Source organism: Salinibacillus aidingensis, assembly GCF_055393355.1.
In genome coordinates this window covers 3,349,957-3,370,889 of record NZ_AP043759.1, presented here as the reverse complement: position 1 = coordinate 3,370,889, position 20,933 = coordinate 3,349,957, and the positions used below count along the sequence as shown (strand labels likewise).

Here is a 20,933-nt window from a genome sequence, read left to right as displayed (position 1 = left end):
CCTCATAAAGCGCTCTTTAATAAGTTGATACAATAGTATGCTAGAAGTAGTTATTATATAAGTTTTTCTCGCTCTTCCATTGGAGGTTGTTCTTCCATCCAACCGTTCCTAATCATAATTTTCGCTCCCTCATGGGCATATTCAAAGATATCTTTAATGAAAGCAGCAGTTTTAGGCGCCAAATCATTTCGTAAGCTAAAGGCAGTTCCCAGAGAGTTTCCTCCAATTGCAAAGCTGCAGAAAAGGCTTGTACAATACATCATCATTTTATCAGAAAACGGAGCCACTGTTGAACGTGTTGGATTTCCACCCGATACAACAGGTGCTTGAACACCGTCTTCGAGAAAGACTTCGTTAAGTTCCTTAATGATGCTTTTGGCAATTTCCCCTCCTTTAGTGAAGTATTTTTTTACTTCGGGAGTATTTGCACATTGCGCAAAACCAGTAATAAATTTTAGCCCCATAATATTTGTTTCAATCGCATGGAACATATTAGCAACTTCTACTGTATTCATCGTTCGTTTTCTACTAAACGGATTAAGCCATCCTCTTAAATAAGAAGTATCTGTAATAAACTCAACCTTTTTGGGCATGGAAACATACGGCGGCCGGGCATGCATTCCTTTTTCAATCAAATACTGTGTACAAGCATTGTAATATTTTTGCGTAATAGCAGTGAGATCTTTAAAAATCATGACAATATCTTCCCTAGATGCCATGGTTATATTTAGTGTGTGCAGACCCATACTAATTTCCGTTATCAAGCGAACGAACATAATATCGAAACCATTGTCGTAAAGTTTTGGTACCCCTTTGTTGACATCCTCGGAAGTAAAACCGACTGGTATTGCAGCTCCTTCATTTTGGAAAATTACCGCTATTTTCTCTACATATGGGTCGATTTCATCGTATAAGTCAACCATTATGTTTTTTGCTTTTTCGTCATCGGCTTTCTCTATGAAATATTCCAACATCCTTAGAATCATTGTTTTTTGCTGGTAAGTAAGCCATAGCGTACCAAGTTCTGATGAAGTAAGTCCGGGTTTTTCAGGCATGTAGCATTCCTCCATAGTGTGTATTCAATGTTATGTAGTCTTTAGTATTCCTTAAACTTTGAGATTTATAAATTTGTAACTATGTAAAGAGAGAATAAATGTTTAGATTGTTTCCTTTGAATATTTTTTCAACATATCCATCATATAATTACCCGGGGAGTACGACTGCTATGGAACATTATATTCTGTGGATGGTAAGGTCTTATGTGGGGAATATCGCACCTCTTAAAGCAATAACCTGCACCAAGTTCTTCGTCATTATTCCATTCATCAACTTTCGTAAGACCTAAGTTTTCTTCGTACCACAGTTTTGACTTTTTTAAATCTGTGACAGGAATAATTACTCCACCTACATTAAACATTTAAATCACTTCCCTACTTTATTTCGCAGCCTACATACGTATATAATATAGATAAGATTACTTAATGTTTGGAATTTTTTGAAGGTATTTTATGATTTTTAAGACTTAAGTATTTAAATATATTTCACAAAAATCCCTTGTATTCTTAGCATAAGTCAACAATCAAAAATAGCTATTCATAGTGCCAGAAAGAACGATTTATTTCAATTAAATCGTCTGTCACCTGAAAGCACAGAATGACAGGACCAAAAAATGAAGACTTGTTACGATCTAAATAGGGAGTGAGCGATATGACGTGGATTGAGTCCATACAGACGGCGATTGACTTTATTGAAGAACATTTGCTGGATGATCTATCCATTGAAAGCATTGCTGGCCAGGCAAATTTTTCAGTATTTCACTTTCAGCGTACCTTTACAATATTGACTGATATATCTATAGGCGACTATATTCGGCGCCGCCGTCTAGCTTTAGCTGCCCATGAGTTAATGGAAACAAGTGCTAAAGTGATTGACATCGCATACAAATATGGCTACGACACTCCCGAAGCTTTCACGAAGGCCTTTCGCAGGCAGCATGGTGTGACACCCAGTGATGCCAGAAAAAATTCCGGAAAGCTAACATCCTATAACCGCCTGGTGATCCAGGTGAATTTGAAAGGAGCAGAACCTATGGAGTATAAGATTGTTGAGCGGGAAGGTTTCAAAGTCGCGGGAATGAAGAGGGAATTTTCATTGGTCAATGAGGAAAATAATAAAGGGATTCCAGAAATGTGGGAAAAGGTAAATTCAGATGGAACCGATGAGTTATTGTTCAGGTTGAATGATGGTGCCATTGAAGGAGTTTTAGGAGTGTGTGTTGATAAAAGCTCCCATTCCATTGACTATTGGATAGGTACCACCTATGATGGGTCCCCGCCTGATGGATTATCAATTTTGGATATACCCTCTTCCAAATGGGCAGTATTCGGAGTTCATGGTCCCATGCCAGATGCTATGCAGAACGCGTGGAAGAAAATTTTCTCAGAATGGTTTCCTTCAAGTGGTTACCAGCATGCGGGTACACCAGAATTGGAAGTGTATTCAGAAGAAGATCCCGCCGATCCGGATCTGTATTCTGAAATTTGGATTCCTGTAAAATAATAAGAGATAATCGTTTTGGAAGTAGTTCGTTTAGGAGTACAAAACATCAACATGTACTCCTGAATGAACTACCTTTTTTTATATTACATATGAAAAAACACAGAATTTGAGGACCAATTGTTACGAAAATGACAATTCAATGGATAGTGATGGGGACAAATCAAGAAATGAAGTAGTTGGTGGGGCGTTTTCAGGTATATCAAGATCTGGTGGAAAAAGGAGAGGAAAGTAGAAAAACTAATTTGAGACTGTAGTGATATTCCCCGGTAGTTCGGTACCAGGAATCTCAAATGGACAAACCTATGCATTCCAAAAGATGCCTTCATTACAACGGAGGAACAAGATAAAAAGGCAGATGAAATACTCCGGCAACTTGATGTGGTTAACGAGGAAGCGGGGCGGGGGATGTGGATGAATTTGATCTATGAGAGGGTGAACCGTATCACAAATAGTGGTAAAGCAGAGAGTAGAGGTTGTTATAGACAGAGAAATACTCTTAAAACTCTAATAGTAATCTCATTTTGACAATCCCTGTTTTCTATAATTTATTGGAAAAGGGATTGTCAAACAAAATGAAATTAAATTATGAATCGGTAATGATTTAATTATTATTAATCCAAACTAAATCCCCTATGTTATTAGTTTTATTACCAGTTTCTTTTAAAACTACTTCAAATCCATGTTTTTTATAAAAGTATAAAAGGCGTTCAATATGATCTTCATCTACACTAGATATCCACCCAGATATCATTGAAACATTTCTTTTTATCGCAATTTTAATTAAATTATTAAGGAGTATTGAACCATAACCTTCATTTGACATGTGTTCTTTGATATCGATATCTGCTAAATTAATTTCCGAAAAAATATCATTAAAAAATGCTTTAATAGTTGGGTCAGGATGTTTTACTCCGCTTTTAGTAATTACTCTTAGGGAGAGAATTATATTCGTTTCTTCTTCTTTAGGTGTATCCTCGTAGAAGTGTCTGTATAAAACTATTATACTTTGGTTATCTTCAAAGACATTTACAACTTCAAACCCATTATCAATTATTAATTGTTTTTGATATTGGGCTTCATATTTTAAATTTCCACTCTTTTTTAAAGGAGTTATTTTACTTGTTTTGAATAGTTCTTCTAAGAATTCTAACATGCAATTCTCCTATTATAAGAAAATACGTTCGCTTTTTTAAGTTGTTTCCTTCTTTTTATGATACTATAAAAATACATAATATTACAAAAATACATTGGAGAAGATTTTTATGAAGGAAAATTTCAAAAAATTATTTTTAGAATCAATAAAAGTAATAAATTGGTTAGAGAGTCCGGGTTTTTTAGGTATGCAAAAGGCCGGTAATATACTTTTTGGATTAATTATTTTAGTAGGAGCCTTATTGTATTACTTAAAAGAAGTCAGTGAAATACTAAATAATATACTTTTGGGATTGTTAATGATAACAATGTTTTCAATACTTTTTATCTTAAGTCTAAGATTTTATTGGTTAAAGCCACCAAGATTTATACGTCAAGAGACAGAAACTCCAGCACAACTGTTTGATAGATTTAATCATTGGTCTTTTTTATATGGAATAATAATTTATTCATTTTTTGCATCTTTTTTTATCGTAGGCATTTGTATTGCATTTGTAAATGCAATGCTTAATTTTAATTTTGATTCTAGTAAGTTATTTTATAACATATTTTTCTTAACGTCCGCTGTATTTTTAGTGTTTTATTTTATGTATCATATTTCTGTAAAGAATATCCCTCCAAAAGTAATCAAAGCAAGAATCAATTTATATTTAGCCATTATAGCCACCATAACAGCAGGCTTAGTTGGATTATCATTAAAGGAATTATTATTACCATTAGTTACCTATCTTGGAATTGGATTAGCATGGTTATCTTTTTTTGTCGAAAAGATTGATAGTGAAGTCTAATATTTATATTGTTTTAGTAATTAAAGATTCAAAGGAGGGCTCAGAATGTCAATTTACCAAAATATATTTCATTACTATAGGGGGCAGACTAAAAACAGTTCTAAAAAGACACAAATTCTTCAAATCGAAAATAATGTAACAAAGGCATTTTTAAATGTATTACAGCACTCCTCTAATGAGTTAACGACTTCCTTTATTAATATGTTAGATATAGATACAAACTCAATAAATAATTATGAATATCGCTACCAAGTAAGTTCGCCACTTTCAAAAATTACAACAATCGGAGTAGTAGTTGGAATTGCGGAAAATAAAGAAATAAGAAAAGGGGTACCTAAGGAATATGGAATACCGGATGGTGCAATAATTTCAAATAATGTTTCTATATTGATTGAAAATAAAATTGGTTATAACTCATTTCTAGATCAAAAGCAATTAGAAAGACACAAAGGGACTTTTGCTAAAGGACAAAAAATAATGGAGGAACCATTAATATTATCATGGCAAGAAGTTAGATGCTTTTTTAGATGTTTATGGCAAACTAAAAATGTAGTCTTTGGCAGTTAATTTATGTAGTTCCCAAAAGGGAGTTATATAAATAAAAAACCACTTGCCAACCTCTCAAAATAACTTTAAACTCCTCGTTGGACCAACAACGTTCGACAGGAGGTTATTAAGGAGATGTTAGCAGTGGCTGAAATTGATTATATCAGATATGAGGTAAATCAAAAAGGAGAAACATATGCCAGCGTAGGTAGGAAGATGGGGATTGATCCACGTACAGTAAATAAATATGCAAATCAAGAGGAATTTCAAAGGAAGGAAAAACAAAAGCGCAAAGCTCCAGTACTGGACCCTGTTAGGCCTATTATAGACAAGTGGTTAAAAGAAGATTTAAACAAGAAAAAGAAGTACCATAGAACGTCAAAGAAAATGTATCAACAATTAAAGAAATTTCATAGTTTCAAAGGATCCGATCGAACAGTGAGGGATTATGTATCTCGAAGAAAAAAGGAATTAAAAGAAACGATGGAGGATGCCGCATTACCTCTCGAATCGATTCCTGGTACGGCTCAGGTTGACTTTGGAACAGCACCTTTTAAGTATATGTCCGAGGTGATTGACCTTCCATATCTAGTTATGTCTTTTCCGAATTGTAATGGTTTTTATTTTCAAATATTTCCTTCGGAAAATACAGAGTGTTTACTAGAGGGGTTACAACGGATGTTTCATCATATGGGTGGGGTCCCCCAAACTATTCGTTTTGATAATTTTTCACCAGCCGTGAAGAAAATCTTTTCTAAAGGAGAACGTGAACTAACCGATACGTTTGAGAGATTTGTTTTACATTATGGCTTTCAATATGAATTTTGTAACCCTGGAAAGGGCAATGAAAAAGGGCATGTCGAAGCCATGATTAAATATGTGAGAAATAACTTTCTCTTACCAGAGAATACGATTGTAGATCTCGACCATTTTAACGAAACATTATGGGCCTTAGCCGAAGAAGACCGTGAGCGTCTACATTATGATAAACAGGTTTTTCAATCTAAATTATATGAAGAAGATCAAGCCAACTGGCTAATGTTGCCTGAAAAGAAATTTGAATGTGCTCGTTATCAAGAAGTAAAAGCAGACAAGTATGGCATCGTAACTATAGACAAAAAACAATATTCTACTACTCCTAGATTTGCAAAGCAAAAAGTAAGAGTATCCATTACTTATAATGAAGTTACTATTTTGAATGAAGATAACGATGTCATTGTCAAACACGATCGACTATATGGTGTGAAACGGAAATCAATGATCTGGCAACCATATTTAGATTTATTATCTAAACGACCGAGAGCTATCAAATATTCGAGTCTTTATAACCAATTTCCATTTGTATGGTCTGATTATTTAAGGAATTGTACGGAGGAAGAACAGAAGAGTACCTTACGCTTACTAGGAAGTCTTCTGAAGAATAATGACTTTTCATTGTTGAATGAAGCTTTAACGATGGCCTCTTCACATGGACATCCAAGTGCTGATCAAATTAAGCATTGTTTTTATTCTCTTCTTCATCAAGACAATACTTATGATACGATCGAGCCTAATATTTCAGTACCGCAAATGCCAGCAGCAACAAGAGGGTTATCCCATTATGATTCTCTTCTTCAAGAAAGGGGTGAATCATAATGAAGGACAAGATCGAAGCCTATGCGAAACGCTTAAAGTTAAGTTGGATACGAGAACATTTTCATGAAGTAGAAGCAGAAAATCACCAGGAGTATCTCTTAAAGTTATTCGAACAAGAAGTGCAGAATAGAGAAGAGAGAAAAATCAATTTATTATTAAATCAGGCACAACTGCCAAAGACCGGAAATCAGCCATTTCAATGGGAACATATCCAAATCCCTCAAGGGATTAGTCGGGAAGAGATACTTGAAGGGCATTTTATCCATCAAAAGGAAAATCTCATTCTATATGGTGGTGTTGGAACAGGAAAGACCTATTTGGCAACATTACTTAGCTTGAATGCCATACATAGCTTTGGCAGTAAAGTGAAGTTCTTTACGGTGGCATCTCTAGCGAATAAGTTAATTGAGGCGAACCAAAAAGGTTCCCTCCCTAAACTAATGAAACAAATAGAAAAATTGGACCTACTTGTCTTGGATGAATTAGGTTATATTCCTCTTCATAAAGAGGGTGCAGAATTGGTATTTCAAGTGATCTCCATGTGTTACGAAACCAAAAGCTTAGTTATAACGACAAACCTTCAATTTGGTCAATGGAACCATGTTTTTGGAGATCCAATATTAACGGAGGCAGTCATAGATCGCCTCATTCATCACTCACATTTACTTGTATTTAATGGTGAAAGCTTTCGTTACAAAGAGTCTTTACTTCAGCAATAATCAGGGATGGCAAGTGGCATACATTTTTAAATGCCATTTCATACATTTTTTACTTGCCAAATACAAATAGCACACAGACAGATAATCTCTGCCTCTGTGTGCATTTCTTTTTTGGAGAAGTAATGTTCCCAAGAAGGTCAGGGCATACAATCTATTCTTATAGAAGGGAGAATTTACTAATGACAAAAAGACAAAGGTTATTGCTATGTGTTCTTAGGGCTGCTCATGTTGTATTACTTACTTTAATCCTTGGGATTATGTTTTTAGTATTTGTAAAAGTATTTCTTTAAGCGTAAGGACATAACTGATTCAAATAAGGGAGGATAGATCCTCTCTTCATTATTTTGATAATTTAACTGTTGGACAAGAAAGTTTGTTCGTAGTTTGTTACGTATAAAAAGGTTGTTGTGATACAATAGATTCGTGGATATTCCATATTAAGGAAGGGTAACCCTTCAACAACAACGGAATAGTCCCACCATGAATACCAAGCACGTTACTCTGTCTTTGGATAGAGATTAGACTAACCCCAATCAGTTCAAACCACAACCGTTAACGTGAAACACATTTCAATCATGTCACCAACCCAAACAGCATTATATTTTGTGGATAACGAATCTAAAAGGGGGATATATATGGCTACTACAGTAAATGGTGCATTTAATGAGTTCATGGGTAAAAATGTGAATTTAGATCCCAATAAGACAAAAAGAGCAAGAAAAAGTCGTGATAATTTAATTGATAATATTCATGGGTTAAATTCTGATAGTAATTTTTTTAACTTATACAGTGATATTGACATTTCATTTGGTTCTTTTGCTAGGAGAACAAAGATAAGACCTCTAAACGATATCGATAATATGATAGGAATAAATGCTGATGGTAGTTCTTATTATGAAAATCTAAATGAAGTTAAAATATACGTGCATGATAGTAATTCTCCTCAATATAATTGTTGCAATAACAATAGTAATGTCCTCAATTCGACGAAGGTTATAAATAAGTTTATTACTGGACTTAAAAATATTAATGATTATAAGCATGCTGAAACTCATAAAAATGAAGCCGCTGCAACTTTACAACTAAAATCATATGAATGGAATTTTGATATAGTCCCTTGCTTTATGACCAAAACTGATTCGTACGATAGAAGTTACTATTTAATCCCAGATGGTAAAGGCAATTGGCAGAAGACTGATCCACGAAAAGACAGAGTACGAGTAACCTCGTTAAATCAAAAACACAGTGGAAAATTACTAGATACCATAAGGCTAGTTAAATATTGGAATGTGAGACCTACGATGCCATCGGTTCCTTCATATGCGTTAGAATGTTTATTATTAGAATATTATGATATCCGTGATGAAACTAGCGATTATATTGATCTAAGATTTAAGGATCTATTATTGTTTATTAGCAATAATATTTGGAACCCGATATATGATCCTAAGGAAATACAGGGAGATTTAAATACGCTTACTTATGATGAAAAATTAAAAATATCTAATAGAGCCAACAATGATTATGATAAGGCATGTGAAGCAGTGAAAGAAGAAACTGAAAACAAAGATCATGAGAAATCAATAAAAAAATGGGGTGAAATCTTAGGAAGTGAGTTCCCTAAATATGGTTAATTGAATTATATATGGCTAGAGATAAACAGGCTGGTTTCATTTAGTAGAACAGTTCGTGAAAATAAACTAAGTAGATACAGAAAGGAGTAGAAGAAAATTACTAAACAGATTATGAATAATATTAATAAAAAACAAAATACTAGTGAATTACTTTTATACCTATTTGCACAAAGAAAACTGTATTCTAGATCAAAAGGCATATTGTCGATATTCTTTTGTGTTAGTTTATTCTTCTACATTTTAGGTGCAATCAGTTTTATTCAAAACAATATTTATTTTAAGTTATTCTACGTGTTATGGCTAATGTCATTTATTATTTTATCTATAAGAGAAAGTAATAAATTAAATAATGCTGCCAATATTCAAGAAATAGTTGATAGAACATTATTTGGTTTCGATTTATTTTCACCTAAAATAAAAACGACAGAATTACATAAATTAGCCATTCAATTAAAAAATAAGTACACCAATGAATATGAATTTGAAGTAACACATAATGGAGAGGATGGGGGGGTGAAAGACTGGTATTCAAATGTTGAAGGTGTTCCCCGTAATAGAGCAATTATATTGTGTCAGATTGAAAACTGTGAATGGGAATTAAATCTACGAAGAGAATTTCAACGAATTAATATACTGTTGTTTGCTTTATTAATAATAATATATTTGATTATATATAGAACTACGAGCATAGTTGTTCTTATAAGTAGTCTTTACCCTCTTTTAACTTTACTAATCGATAGACTTGGTTACATTTATAAAAATTATAAAAATATTAAAGAAGGCGAAGATATTAATAAAAGTTTAATTGAAATATACGAAAACATACATTTGTATAATAACGATAATATTATTAATAAGGCAAAAGAAATTCAATCATGTATTTATGAACGAAGGTGCAAGTTTGCACCCATTCCAAATAAATTTTATAATCTCCGAAGAAAGTACTTTCAAAAACATTCAAACGAATTTATTTCTGATTTGAAAGAAAAACTAAGAGAAGAGACAGGTTGAAGTAATTTTATTGCTTCAGCGTTAAGTTTCAACCTATAAAAGGTGATAAATTGATTTGTAAGTGTGAGGAATACTTTAAGTTATTCGAGTAGGAGAATACCTAAATGATATAAAAGATAAGATAAATTACCAGCGTGTATTTGACGTGCTTAGGAAGCCAAATTTCAAAGTACAAAGTTTATGAACCAATTTTCTATCTTTATAATTATAATTTATACGAAGAGTGTTGGACTTTCTCCTTTCCCCAGCACTCTTATTTTTTGGTCTAATAGGGAAGTAAAAAGATTGCATAGAAATAAAACAAAAAAATAGGAAAACAAAGATATGTAACGATGTATATTTTTAAAGGACAGAGAAATATTTAAAACTACTAAAATTAGTTCTATATTCAAATTTGTAACTGATAAATAAACAATAAAAGGTGTTTAGGTTTTTATATGTTAAAATTATAAGCAAATAATAAGTAAGATCAGGAGGATTATAAGATGGCTACAAATTCCTTTGAAAAATTAAAATTTCATCTGAAAGAAATGTTTCACTATAATGAAAATGATTTAGATTTTGGTGTATTTAAATTGTTGAAATTAAAACAAAAAGAGATAGATAGATTTATAGAAAGTGATGAAGAAGATAGTTTAAGGAAAACTATAGAAAAAACTTTAAGTGAAATCACTAATGATCAAATGGCTTCTCAACAGTTTATTGTGGAGAATTTTGTAAATGAAAAAGGTGGGCCTGACGAACAGGATTTAATAAAAGATGTTCCTTCAAATTATCAAAGGATTGTACAATTTGTTAATTATAAAAACCCCGAAAATAAAAAAGAGATTTTGGAAGCACTTGAAACATTAAAAAACAGCAATAGTTCTAGAATCGAAAGTGAGTTAGAAGATAAAATTTATAATTACATACTTAACTTTTTTGAGAACTACTATAATAATGGGGATTTTGGTTATAATAGCAAAATTGTTTCAGATTATAAAATACAATATGATTCAGATTATGATGGTTCGGATAAGTTATTTCATTGGAAAAACAAAGGAAATATTTATATTAAGACAGCAGAAGGGTTTAACAATGTAAAATTTAATATTGATAATAAAGTAATAGAATATCGATTTGAGTCAAGTTCAGAAGGAGAAGAATTTACTCATAACAATAATAAGTCAGGTCAAGTAAAACATTATGAGTTTCAACGCATTGAGAAAATAGATGATGTATATAGAGTAATTTTTAATTTATCCAAAAAATCCACGCCAAAAGATAATATATATAAGGCAATTTTAAATGAAGTATTTAATTACGAGGAAGACTGTGATGTCTATTTATATAAAAATGATAAAAAGAAGTCATTAATATTTAATAACCTTGAGGGTAATTATAATAAAATTCAAAATGGTCAATTAAAGGGTATATCTAAGTTATATATAAAAAAGGACAAGTACCTTAGTGAATTAGTTAAACATGATAAATTTAAAACTTTGGGAAGTAATAATGAAAAAAGAAAAGAGGCACTTAAAGATGACCAGTTGATGAATTTAGTATACAAATTGGATGAAAACCTTAATAAATTCTATGTTGGCAATGACTCAGATTATTTTATACATCAGGATTTAAAAGGGTTTTTAACTAAAGAAAAAGAGAAGTATATTAAAAACATCATATTCTCTGATTTAGACCATATATTTCACGCTAATCAAGATAATACAACTGTAATAATTGGCAAGGCATTTAATAATGTAGTTGATCAAATTATCGATTTCCTTGATGCCATTGAATCTTTTCAAAAAAATCTTTTTAAGATGAAGAAAAAAATATTAAGTACAAACTTCTTAATTTCATTAGACAAGGTTCCTAATGAAATTTATGGAGAAATTCTTAAAGAAGAAAGTATAATTAAAGAATTTAAACAAGAATATAACACACCTATTAAAAACATAAGTGATTTAGAATCAAACAATCAATTAGTCCTTGACACTAAACTGATAGAAAATGAAAATTTAAGAAGAAAAGTTATATCTAGCATTAATAAAATTGACGAAAATACTAACGCTTTACTAATAAATAGTGAAAATTTCCAAGGTCTAAATGTTTTAAAGGATAAATTTTATCAGCAAATTAAATGTATATATATTGTTATACATAGTCTATTAAAACGCTGTCCTTTGAGTATTCATAGAATGATATTGATTGGTTAAGGGGAATATTTATAGGAGAGTATTTTAGGTCTTTTAAGATGTTGGAGGAGGATAACAGAGTGCTTTTGCATTTATCACTATTGCTCTATAAGTATTTAGTGAAATTATACATAAAAAGAATTCGAATATAACGACAATATCATAATGTTTATTCCATAAATAAAATTATAATAGACATAAATGAGAGAGTGATTCTTGTAAACAAGGAGAAATTAAGTGAACGTGATATATGTACTGAATTTATTACGCATGCCATTCATGTAGCTTTGGAATAAAGTTTGATAAAAACGAGCATTAAGTAAATGATTGAAAGGAGTTTCTTAAATAAACAGTTTAGTGTAAACCGAATTTATAGAAATATTTGAAATCATACATTTGGATTGTGAAGTAATTCATTAAAACTAACGGGCAGAATAATTGAAGAAAGGAAATCTGCCAAGTTTGAAACTTTTATTATTTCCAATATTTTTTTAAATGAATACCTTGTATTATATAGTAATGTAGATATAATAGATAATATAGTAGGTGGTGATAAACATTGGAAATAAACAAAGAAGTGTTAAAAGGTCATATTGATACGTTAATCCTATCTCTTTTGCATAGCAGAGACATGTATGGCTATGAGTTAGCAAAATACGTTCGCGATAAAAGTGATAATCAATTTGAGATAAAGGAAGGCACGCTTTATCTATCCTTAAAGAGATTAGAAAAGAATAAATGGATTGAATCGTATTGGGGTGATGAACAAGGACCAGGAGGAAGAAGAAAATATTATAAACTTACTAAACTAGGTGAGGAAGGTTTTGAAATAAAGCGTTCGGAATGGCAATTTGTTAAAAAAATTATCGATTCATTTTTGGAAGGGGGAGAAAATCATGAAGAAAATTAACCAATATATAGATAGTGTTTATCGTGACTTTGATGGAAGTGAGGGAGAAATAAAAGATTTAAAAGAAGAAATGCGGTCTCACTTGTTAGAAATTGTTGAAGAACTAAAAGTAGAAGGTAAATCGGAAAAAGAAGCTGTTAAAATGGCAATCGATAGATTTGGGGATCAAACGCAACTCTCCAATGGATTAATGGAGTTCTTTAAAAGTCAAAGGCTTTTTGCGAAGAAATTATTGCGTTTTTCTATCGGTGTATTTATTATCGGGATTATTGCTCTTTCATGGGCTGCAATAACAACGCCCGATGCAAGTAAGGAACGTAAAGAACTTTCGGAAAGTGTTGCCAAACACATCAATGAGGATTCCGAATTATCGGCAAAAGAAAAAGTTCAGATACAAAATCAAATTAGCTCATTTAATGGTGAATCAGAGATCATACACCTTTCAGTTTATTATTCTGAAGAAGGAATGGAAGAAGTTTTTCCAGTGAACGTACAAGACGCTGAATATACTTATTTAGGAATGGAACCTGCAAATTCTGAAGATGTAATTACTAGAGGTTATAAACTGAACGATAAATGGTTCGTCCAAATGCAGCAAAATGAACAGAAAAGCTTTTGGATATACTTAATTCCTTTTGCTTTATTCATTGTGTTTGGAGTACTCATTATTGTTTGGCTATTGCTTAATTCTTATATTAAAAAGTACATAAAGGAGGTTTTATAGATGATTAAAAAAATTATAATTGCCTTATTATCAACGATTTTATTTAGTTTCTTAATGGCTTATTTGAACCATGTTCCCGTTTCTGAGCGAGAACCAAATGTCTATTACAGTCCTTTATGGTCAACAGCGATGATTTTTGCCATGTATTCTCTTCCTGTTTATTTGATAGGTGGGATTTCAAGTTCATATTTAATCGATAAACTAGTAGGGCAAAAAACTTTTGATTCTAAATGGAAACGATATTTAACAGAATTTATTATATATGGAATCTTTGGAGTTGTAGTAGCCTTTATCTTTTTAATGGTTCTTACTATTTCAGAAGGTGAAGCATATTTAATAACCAATAGCTTGCTCAATTTTATGACTTTGGGACTATTAGCATCTTTAATTTTCTACCATGTTTCACTTATCTTTGGTAAAAAACGTAATAGCACTAACGAGTTGAGATGAATAGTTAATGATTTTTTTATTGGGCTATTTTTAATGAGTACAAAAGCAATGCACATTATAAAACAAGTACCTGAAATGAGGCGGAAAATTATAAAACTCAAATACTATAATATACTATAAGACAAATGGATACGACTAAAGGGTGCGATTCTTGAATAAGCCAATTAAGATTACCCTTTTAAAAAGTAATTGGAAGAAATGTTGAATTATCGATGTTATAATTATTTTAGGTGGTGTTTTAATGAGTACAAAAACAATACACATTATAAATATTTTGTTGGGAATTATCAGTATTGGCTTTAGTCTGTTTTTCACGTGGGGAATATTAGCTTTTTCATCTGGAGAACTTGAAGGTGTTTATGTGTTCCCGATTTCTGTAATGGTGGTTTGGTTAATAACCTATCTCTTACAAATAAAACTTAAAACTGTAAAAAGTTTTGTTATTTTATTGTTTATTGAATTAATATTATTCTACCTTTTTCTAACACATTAAAGTAAGTGTATATTTAATCCATAACCAATTTGCAAAGCTCCTATGGTATTTCTTGGGCTTTTATTTGGTTAGGTTTATTAGAAAAAATTGCTTTTGTTGAATTAAGTTATGCAAATAGCTAAAAAAATAATACATTGAAAAACGCTCAGATATGAATGATATCTGAGCGTTTTATACACAATTTATGCTGTGACTTTTTTGGTTTTTAAGCGTTTGGAATTTGGCAAAAGTAAGGATCTACACATGTGATTTCACCTGTGAAGGGGTCTTCTTGTCCCCAACATTCTTGATTGTAATAACCGCAGCAATCTCTTGCCTGTACACACAAAAGACTTTGAATTGTTATATTTTGTTCCGATTCATTAAACTTTTTACTCATTTTAGCTCAACTCCTTTATTAATAAGTTGCTTGCGGACAATCGTTTTGTGCCATTTTATAATCTATTGCTAAAGCAAGGCGATCAGCACCTGCATCATCTGTTGTTTGTGCACAATCAATTAACTGTTGGTCACATTCGCAGTCATCTGCTCCAAAAGTGTAGTAACATGCATCATGTTGGGCACAACATTCATCTAGTTCATTAACGGGTGGTCCACCACCATCATCTCCACGAACACCGCAATTTTCTCCACAGTGTTCATAATATACTGTAGGCATAATATTTAATGCATATTTTTCAAAAGCACAACATTCTCCACCGCCATCTTCCAAACAAGGAACATCTATTGCTTGTGTGGAGATAACATCATCGGAAATATTTGATTCATACATTTCATGTAAGAAAGGCAGCTCTTCACCTTGATACGGGAAGTCATTAGAATAAATCAATTTACCATTAACATATTTCATTTTTTGTTTGAACATTTGATTACAGCCATTGAATTGACCCAGTTATGCCATCTTTTTGATCCACCTCTGCCATAAAACTGATCCATTAAGGACATAACTGACCCACCCTCCTATATAATAAAGAGGCACATTGGTGCAATCTTATTATATAGGAGGTTTTTGTGTGGTAAAGTATCGAGAAATTCTAAGACTTCACGCGCAGGAAGTCACACAAAGGGGGATAGCAGCAAGCTGTGGACACTCCCGGAACACCGTTAGGGAAGTGATTCGGAGGGCGGGGGAGAAAGGTGTCGAGTGGCCCTTTGAGAAGGACTTGACCGATGTAGATCTTCAAATGCTTTTATTTCCTGAGAAACAATCCCCTTCCGACCATCGCAGGAGGCCTGATGGAGATTATATTCACAAAGAGCTGGCTAAGTCAGGGGTAACACTCTCTCTATTATGGGACGAGTATTCTTTAAAATGCAGGGCGAGTAACGAAGTTCCGTACAGCTATCGCCAGTTCTGTAGATTTTACAATGATTATGCAAGGAAGACTAAGGCAACAATGCGGATTAAGAGAAAACCTGGAGAACAAATGGAAGTAGACTGGGCAGGACAAACAATGCACCTTACAAATAATTTAACAGGAGAAGAAATCCCTGTTTATATCTTTGTCTCTGCGTTGCCATGTAGTCAGTATGCGTACGTGGAAGGTTTTTTGTCCATGAATGTGGAGAGTTGGATTACAGCCCATATTCATGCTTTTGAATTTTATGGGGGAGTAACGAGAATCGTTACACCAGATAATTTAAAGACTGGGGTAACCAAGTCGTCTAAAACTGACCCAGTTATCAATCTTAGTTATCAGGAAATGGCGGAACATTATCACACAACGATTATTCCGGCACGGGTGCGGCACCCCAAAGACAAGGCAAGTGTAGAAGGGAATGTTGGGCATATATCAACATGGATTATCGCCTCTCTCCGGAATGAAAAGTTCTTTTCTCTTTCCGAGCTAAACAACGCAATTAAAGACAAGCTGAAAGAAGTGAACACTAAGCCATTCCAGAAAAAAAGTGGAAGTAGGCAGGAAGCATTCTTAGAAGAAGAAAAGTTTGCCTTATTACCCCTGCCTAATTCGCCATATGAGATAGCAGGTTGGACAACAACGATTGTTCCATACAACTATCACATTGATATAGATAACAATTATTATTCTGTTCCCTATGATTATATCAAATGTACCGTAGACATTCGAGTGACTAGAAATATAATCGAGATATTTTATAAAAATATAAGGATAGCATCGCATAAGAGGATTATTGGTCAAAAAGGAGAGAATAGTTCCTTGCCTGACCATATGCCCAGAGATCATAGAAAGTACGTAGAGTTTGATAGAGAGTCCATTCTTAAGTGGGGAGAGACCGCTGGTCCAGCCACTTTATTGACAGTTGAAAGGATTCTGGAATCTTACTCAAATGAAAAGCAAGGCTTAAAATCCACATACGGCCTGATGAAACTTGCCGACAAATACTCCATTGAGCGAATCGAAACAGCTTGTGAAAGAGTTATGTCTTATACACCAAGGCCTAAGCTGAAGAGCATACAAACAATCTTAAAAACAGGACAAGACAAATTGCCAGTAGAAAATAAAACCAAACGAACCAGCACACAAAACAGCAGCAACAATTATGGATTCACCCGTGGTGCGGAATACTATGGAGGAAATAATAATGACAACAGATAATACATTAACGAAGTTAAATGAGATGAGAATGAATGCGATGGCGGAAACATTCAGAGAGCAACTAAGGAACCCTGAATATCAGGAATTATCTTTTGAAGATAGGTTTGGTTTACTCGTGGATATTGAATGGTCCCGAAGACAAAATAGCAAGCTTGACCGTCTAATTAAGTCGGCTGAATTACGTGATACACAGGCTTGCATTGAGAATATAGAATATCATCCTGACCGAAAACTGGATAAAACTCAGATTCTAAGACTGGCAACGGGAAATTACATTGAAGAGCATCACAACATTATTTTAATGGGAGCTTCAGGTAATGGAAAAACATATTTAGCATGCGCTTTCGGGATAGCTGCATGCCGGCAATTCTATAAAGTGAAGTATATTAGATTACCGGATTTATTAGATGAATTGACGATCGCTAGAGGTGAAGGTACTTACAGAAAGGTAATGAAAAAATACAAGAAAGTTAATTTACTTATTTTAGATGAATGGCTATTAACTCCGTTAAATGAAACGGAGTCCCGAGATCTTCTTGAAATAGTAGAAGCACGCCATCAAGAAGCCTCCACCATTTTCTGTTCGCAGTTCGACCCACGGGGATGGCATGAGAAGATTGGCGAAGATACACTCGCAGATGCCATTCTCGACCGGATTGTACATGACTCTTATAATATATTTATTGATGGGAAGATGTCCATGAGACAGCGCAACGGATTACATCAATAATTCATTTACTCACGCCACTATCAGATTTGATAGTGGCTCACTTATGGCACGAGTGGATCAATTTCTTGTCCGAAGTGGGTCAAAAAGATGGCAAAGGTGGATCTAACCTCTGTCTTTCTTCACATTCTTCCATTTTTGTTCTTTACAAGGTTGACAAAGATAATTAAGTTGGAGTCTTGAGTGTTAGAATTTATAATCTCGGCGAGTTCTACTTGGAATCGCTCATTGTACTTTATAAGGAGACCTTTGCCTTTAGCATCCAATTGTTGAAAATTGATTACATCTTTATTCATATCTTTTTCAGAGATGTTAAATACCTTAACACCCCTTTCTTCTAAAGATTTGTTTGCATCAAATTCGACATAATTTTTAGATGCTTCTAGAATATTATCCAATGTTTCTCCCATTTTGTTCTTCAGTTCAAAATTCAGTTCTTGAGCTTCTGCACTATTCAACCTTTTACCTGCTGTAAACATAAGACATCTCCTTTCTTTTTTTAAATAATTTCTAAAGAAGCAAATCAGTTAACATTTGAATATTAAATCCTCGGATATGTTCATATCCAGAATCAGTTTTAATGATTGAAAAAGGCGTTCCCCGACCACCTAGATTAAAAAATTCAGAACGGTATTGTTCATTCTCTTTAATGTTTTTTTCGTTGAACTCTATACCATTGTTTTTCATCCAGTTAATTTGCTTGTGACAAAAACCACAATTCGGATTAGTATAGACAGTCACATCTCCGCTGATTTTGAACACCTCCTATCTGCTATCTTGTTATATAAAGTGATTCTTTAACGATGTCTATCAACCATTTAATATAAATTTCCAACTTTTATACTTAGGTAAAAATGAATGGTTATATTTTTCACTTATGAAATCATTTATTGCATTTACCTGACACGTAGATTGTATAGCTAGTTCTTGAAAAAAGGATCGTTCTTCCTCTGTACAAGTTTCATCTATACAACTTGCATAAAAGAGTTGGCAACAACGAGCTTCTATAAAACATTTATACAACTTTTCCTGGGTTTCCATATTCCCACCTTCCTTTTGTAATAAGTAATTTAATAAATAATAGGAAAACTATTTAACTCAATTGAACTAATCCGTTGCCTTCTAACGTACTACGGAATCCCAACGGCCTAGCATGCCTTGATAAATAGTCAAAAACTTTACCAGGTATTTTAGATTGATCACAGGCATTAAAAGCGTTATATAATAGCGCTACAGCCCCAGTAACATGTGGTGCCGCCATTGAGGTTCCCGTTAATCTAGCATAAGTACTAATTGGGAATGTTGATAAAATATTGCTACCTGGTGCTACGAAGTCAACCTCTATATTTGAATTAGAGAAAGGGCCAATAGCTAAATTTGGATCAACAGCTCCAACTTGAATGACTTCTTTATATGCCGCAGGATATAAAATTTCATCAGTTGTCGCTCTGTTATCACCATAGTTACCTGCCGCAGCAACCGTAATGATTCCTTTCCTTAATGCTTTTAAAATAGCAGAATATAAATTTGGATCATCTTCCGGACCTCCAAGAGAAATATTCATAGCTGATACTTTCTCACCCATGGGACCACGCCAGTTAGTAGCATACTCTATTGCGTTAATTAAGTTCTCATAAGAACCAACACCATTTTTATCAACAACCTTTAATATTAAGAGATTCACGTTTGGAGCAACTCCAACAACTCCTGTTTCATTATCAATAGCCCCAATAGTACCAGCAACATGTGTCCCATGACCTGCATAGTCATAATAGTTACTAGTGTCTCCCTGATCGTCATTCGTGAAATTGTAGCCACCAATTATATTGCCTCTTAAATCTGGATGGTCTACTTGGCAGCCTGAATCAATAACAGCAACAACATTTCCAGCCCCTCCGTTTGTTTCTCCCCATACTTGTGGTGCGTCGATCGTTTTCACTCCATATGGGATTTTTTCGGGTTCTTTTACAATCTCATCAAACTCCGTGGGTAATAAAAATATTTTTTTCATTTGAAATACCTCCTTATGAATTACCGTTACTAAACAAAGTGAAATAGAAACTATTTTTATCAACCACTTCGCGGCATTCTGACAAAAATTTCGAAAAAATGTTGTTATAGTTGATAAAAACCCTATTTATTTCACTTTAGAATATAGGAGGGATAGTTTGTGAAAACTGAGAATAGTTCTAGTAGAACGGTAAGGAACTCCTATGACGAGGTATATAGTGAACTCGGTGAGCAAATCCAAAAGGTTTTAGAAGAACCAATAATGAAAGCGTTTTTAGAGGAACCAGACAATGTAAAGCTTCTTAACAACGTTATCGAATTTCCGACAGAGTTAAATTGTAATGAACTTGATGAGGCGTTTAGGTACTATTACCAAAAAGCAAGGATGATGAAATATTTAATCACTTTAATTCGTATCTACTCTATTGACTATGATAAAAAGCACCGAAAATTAAGCGAACGCTTTCCATTGATTGTTGACAAGCCATTGGGTGATGAAGAAGAAGGCGAGACTCTCGGAAGCCTATTAGCTGTGGAACATCCCAATTTCGAGGAAATGTACGTAAATCACAATGCACATGATTTAGGAGATTACGTTACATCAACAATGCTATACTATGCGATAGACGTATTAACGGAAAAACAAAGATCAGTGATTAAATTATTTTATGTGGATAACCTTTTGTAAACGATAAACTAGACTCAACAGTTTTCCACAAATAAGAATCAACAGAATTTCACAAGTCAGATTAAACAGTTATTCCAAATTTCCCCCTTCTTTCAATATACTAGAGTTAGTTTATTGAAAGTGGGGATCCA

Annotated in this window: 23 protein-coding genes; 15 read left to right on the top strand and 8 right to left on the bottom strand. The window is 33.2% G+C overall.

Going from position 1 to position 20,933, the window contains the following annotated elements; translation table 11 throughout:
- Window positions 1-53: 53 nt before the first annotated feature.
- Together ACZ5OK_RS17240 and ACZ5OK_RS17235 are read right to left on the bottom strand one after the other, a co-directional pair.
- The gene (locus ACZ5OK_RS17240; protein ID WP_343843185.1) at window positions 54-1,055 is read right to left on the bottom strand and encodes a DUF3231 family protein; all 1,002 of its coding nucleotides are present in this window, start codon (window positions 1,053-1,055) and stop codon (window positions 54-56) included.
- Window positions 1,056-1,195: 140 nt separating this feature from the next.
- A complete protein-coding gene (locus ACZ5OK_RS17235; RefSeq protein ID WP_343843183.1) occupies window positions 1,196-1,417 on the bottom strand; it encodes a VOC family protein in 222 nt (73 codons plus the stop codon).
- Between the two features lie 290 nt (window positions 1,418-1,707).
- Between ACZ5OK_RS17235 and ACZ5OK_RS17230 the strand changes: the two genes are divergently transcribed.
- Window positions 1,708-2,559: an AraC family transcriptional regulator gene (locus ACZ5OK_RS17230; RefSeq protein WP_343843180.1), complete on the top strand. Its 852-nt coding sequence runs from the start codon at window positions 1,708-1,710 to the stop codon at window positions 2,557-2,559.
- 601 nt (window positions 2,560-3,160) lie between these two features.
- Here the strand turns inward: ACZ5OK_RS17230 and ACZ5OK_RS17225 are convergent.
- Window positions 3,161-3,712: a GNAT family N-acetyltransferase gene (locus tag ACZ5OK_RS17225; protein ID WP_343843177.1), complete on the bottom strand. Its 552-nt coding sequence runs from the start codon at window positions 3,710-3,712 to the stop codon at window positions 3,161-3,163.
- Between the two features lie 109 nt (window positions 3,713-3,821).
- On the opposite strand from ACZ5OK_RS17225, the gene ACZ5OK_RS17220 reads away from it, so the two are divergent.
- The 11 genes from ACZ5OK_RS17220 (at window position 3,822) to ACZ5OK_RS17170 (ending at window position 14,798) form a co-directional block, all read left to right on the top strand.
- Window positions 3,822-4,499: a hypothetical protein gene (locus ACZ5OK_RS17220; RefSeq protein WP_343843176.1), complete on the top strand. Its 678-nt coding sequence runs from the start codon at window positions 3,822-3,824 to the stop codon at window positions 4,497-4,499.
- A gap of 45 nt (window positions 4,500-4,544) precedes the next feature.
- Window positions 4,545-5,066 carry a hypothetical protein gene (locus ACZ5OK_RS17215; protein ID WP_343843174.1) on the top strand — a complete coding sequence of 174 codons (522 nt, stop codon included), beginning with the start codon at window positions 4,545-4,547 and terminating at the stop codon, window positions 5,064-5,066.
- Window positions 5,067-5,180: 114 nt separating this feature from the next.
- Window positions 5,181-6,680: an IS21 family transposase gene (istA, locus tag ACZ5OK_RS17210; protein WP_464758237.1), complete on the top strand. Its 1,500-nt coding sequence runs from the start codon at window positions 5,181-5,183 to the stop codon at window positions 6,678-6,680.
- On the top strand, window positions 6,680-7,399 hold the full coding sequence (gene istB, locus ACZ5OK_RS17205) for an IS21-like element helper ATPase IstB (protein WP_343844088.1): 720 nt from the start codon (window positions 6,680-6,682) through the stop codon (window positions 7,397-7,399). The genes istA (ACZ5OK_RS17210) and istB (ACZ5OK_RS17205) overlap by 1 nt, the downstream gene beginning before the upstream one ends.
- A gap of 635 nt (window positions 7,400-8,034) precedes the next feature.
- Entirely contained in the window at window positions 8,035-9,033 is a 999-nt protein-coding gene (locus ACZ5OK_RS17200) for an SMODS domain-containing nucleotidyltransferase (protein WP_343844086.1), read from the top strand.
- Between the two features lie 111 nt (window positions 9,034-9,144).
- Entirely contained in the window at window positions 9,145-10,044 is a 900-nt protein-coding gene (locus tag ACZ5OK_RS17195; protein WP_343844084.1) for an S-4TM family putative pore-forming effector, read from the top strand.
- A 485-nt stretch (window positions 10,045-10,529) separates the two neighbouring features.
- Complete coding sequence (locus ACZ5OK_RS17190; protein ID WP_343844082.1) at window positions 10,530-12,242, top strand: hypothetical protein; 1,713 nt, start codon at window positions 10,530-10,532, stop codon at window positions 12,240-12,242.
- Between the two features lie 538 nt (window positions 12,243-12,780).
- Complete coding sequence (locus tag ACZ5OK_RS17185; protein WP_343844080.1) at window positions 12,781-13,131, top strand: PadR family transcriptional regulator; 351 nt, start codon at window positions 12,781-12,783, stop codon at window positions 13,129-13,131.
- On the top strand, window positions 13,118-13,855 hold the full coding sequence (locus ACZ5OK_RS17180; protein ID WP_343844078.1) for a permease prefix domain 1-containing protein: 738 nt from the start codon (window positions 13,118-13,120) through the stop codon (window positions 13,853-13,855). Before ACZ5OK_RS17185 ends, ACZ5OK_RS17180 begins: the two co-directional genes overlap by 14 nt.
- A complete protein-coding gene (locus ACZ5OK_RS17175; RefSeq protein WP_343844076.1) occupies window positions 13,856-14,305 on the top strand; it encodes a hypothetical protein in 450 nt (149 codons plus the stop codon).
- Window positions 14,306-14,546: 241 nt separating this feature from the next.
- Window positions 14,547-14,798, top strand: coding sequence for a hypothetical protein (locus tag ACZ5OK_RS17170; protein ID WP_343844074.1), 252 nt, complete (start codon window positions 14,547-14,549; stop codon window positions 14,796-14,798).
- A 205-nt stretch (window positions 14,799-15,003) separates the two neighbouring features.
- Here the strand turns inward: ACZ5OK_RS17170 and ACZ5OK_RS17165 are convergent, their stop codons facing one another.
- Both ACZ5OK_RS17165 and ACZ5OK_RS17160 read right to left on the bottom strand, forming a co-directional pair.
- A complete protein-coding gene (locus ACZ5OK_RS17165; protein ID WP_343844072.1) occupies window positions 15,004-15,177 on the bottom strand; it encodes a hypothetical protein in 174 nt (57 codons plus the stop codon).
- Between the two features lie 18 nt (window positions 15,178-15,195).
- Complete coding sequence (locus tag ACZ5OK_RS17160) at window positions 15,196-15,663, bottom strand: hypothetical protein (protein WP_343844070.1); 468 nt, start codon at window positions 15,661-15,663, stop codon at window positions 15,196-15,198.
- A gap of 148 nt (window positions 15,664-15,811) precedes the next feature.
- Here ACZ5OK_RS17160 and istA (ACZ5OK_RS17155) point away from each other — a divergent pair, with 148 nt between their 5' ends.
- The gene (gene istA, locus ACZ5OK_RS17155) at window positions 15,812-17,377 is read left to right on the top strand and encodes an IS21 family transposase (RefSeq protein WP_343844068.1); all 1,566 of its coding nucleotides are present in this window, start codon (window positions 15,812-15,814) and stop codon (window positions 17,375-17,377) included.
- Complete coding sequence (istB, locus tag ACZ5OK_RS17150) at window positions 17,364-18,107, top strand: IS21-like element helper ATPase IstB (RefSeq protein ID WP_343844066.1); 744 nt, start codon at window positions 17,364-17,366, stop codon at window positions 18,105-18,107. The genes istA (ACZ5OK_RS17155) and istB (ACZ5OK_RS17150) overlap by 14 nt, the downstream gene beginning before the upstream one ends.
- Window positions 18,108-18,226: 119 nt before the next feature.
- Here the strand turns inward: istB (ACZ5OK_RS17150) and ACZ5OK_RS17145 are convergent, their stop codons facing one another.
- The 3 genes from ACZ5OK_RS17145 to ACZ5OK_RS17135 all read right to left on the bottom strand — a co-directional run bounded on the left by ACZ5OK_RS17145 (window position 18,227) and on the right by ACZ5OK_RS17135 (window position 20,115).
- Window positions 18,227-18,583, bottom strand: coding sequence for a hypothetical protein (locus ACZ5OK_RS17145; protein WP_343844063.1), 357 nt, complete (start codon window positions 18,581-18,583; stop codon window positions 18,227-18,229).
- Between the two features lie 31 nt (window positions 18,584-18,614).
- Entirely contained in the window at window positions 18,615-18,845 is a 231-nt protein-coding gene (locus ACZ5OK_RS17140) for a glutaredoxin family protein (RefSeq protein WP_464758236.1), read from the bottom strand.
- 352 nt (window positions 18,846-19,197) lie between these two features.
- Window positions 19,198-20,115, bottom strand: a complete 918-nt coding sequence (locus tag ACZ5OK_RS17135) for a S8 family peptidase (RefSeq protein WP_343844056.1) — start codon at window positions 20,113-20,115, stop codon at window positions 19,198-19,200.
- Between the two features lie 159 nt (window positions 20,116-20,274).
- Between ACZ5OK_RS17135 and ACZ5OK_RS17130 the strand changes: the two genes are divergently transcribed.
- Window positions 20,275-20,802: a sigma-70 RNA polymerase sigma factor region 4 domain-containing protein gene (locus tag ACZ5OK_RS17130; protein ID WP_343844053.1), complete on the top strand. Its 528-nt coding sequence runs from the start codon at window positions 20,275-20,277 to the stop codon at window positions 20,800-20,802.
- Window positions 20,803-20,933: the final 131 nt, after the last annotated feature.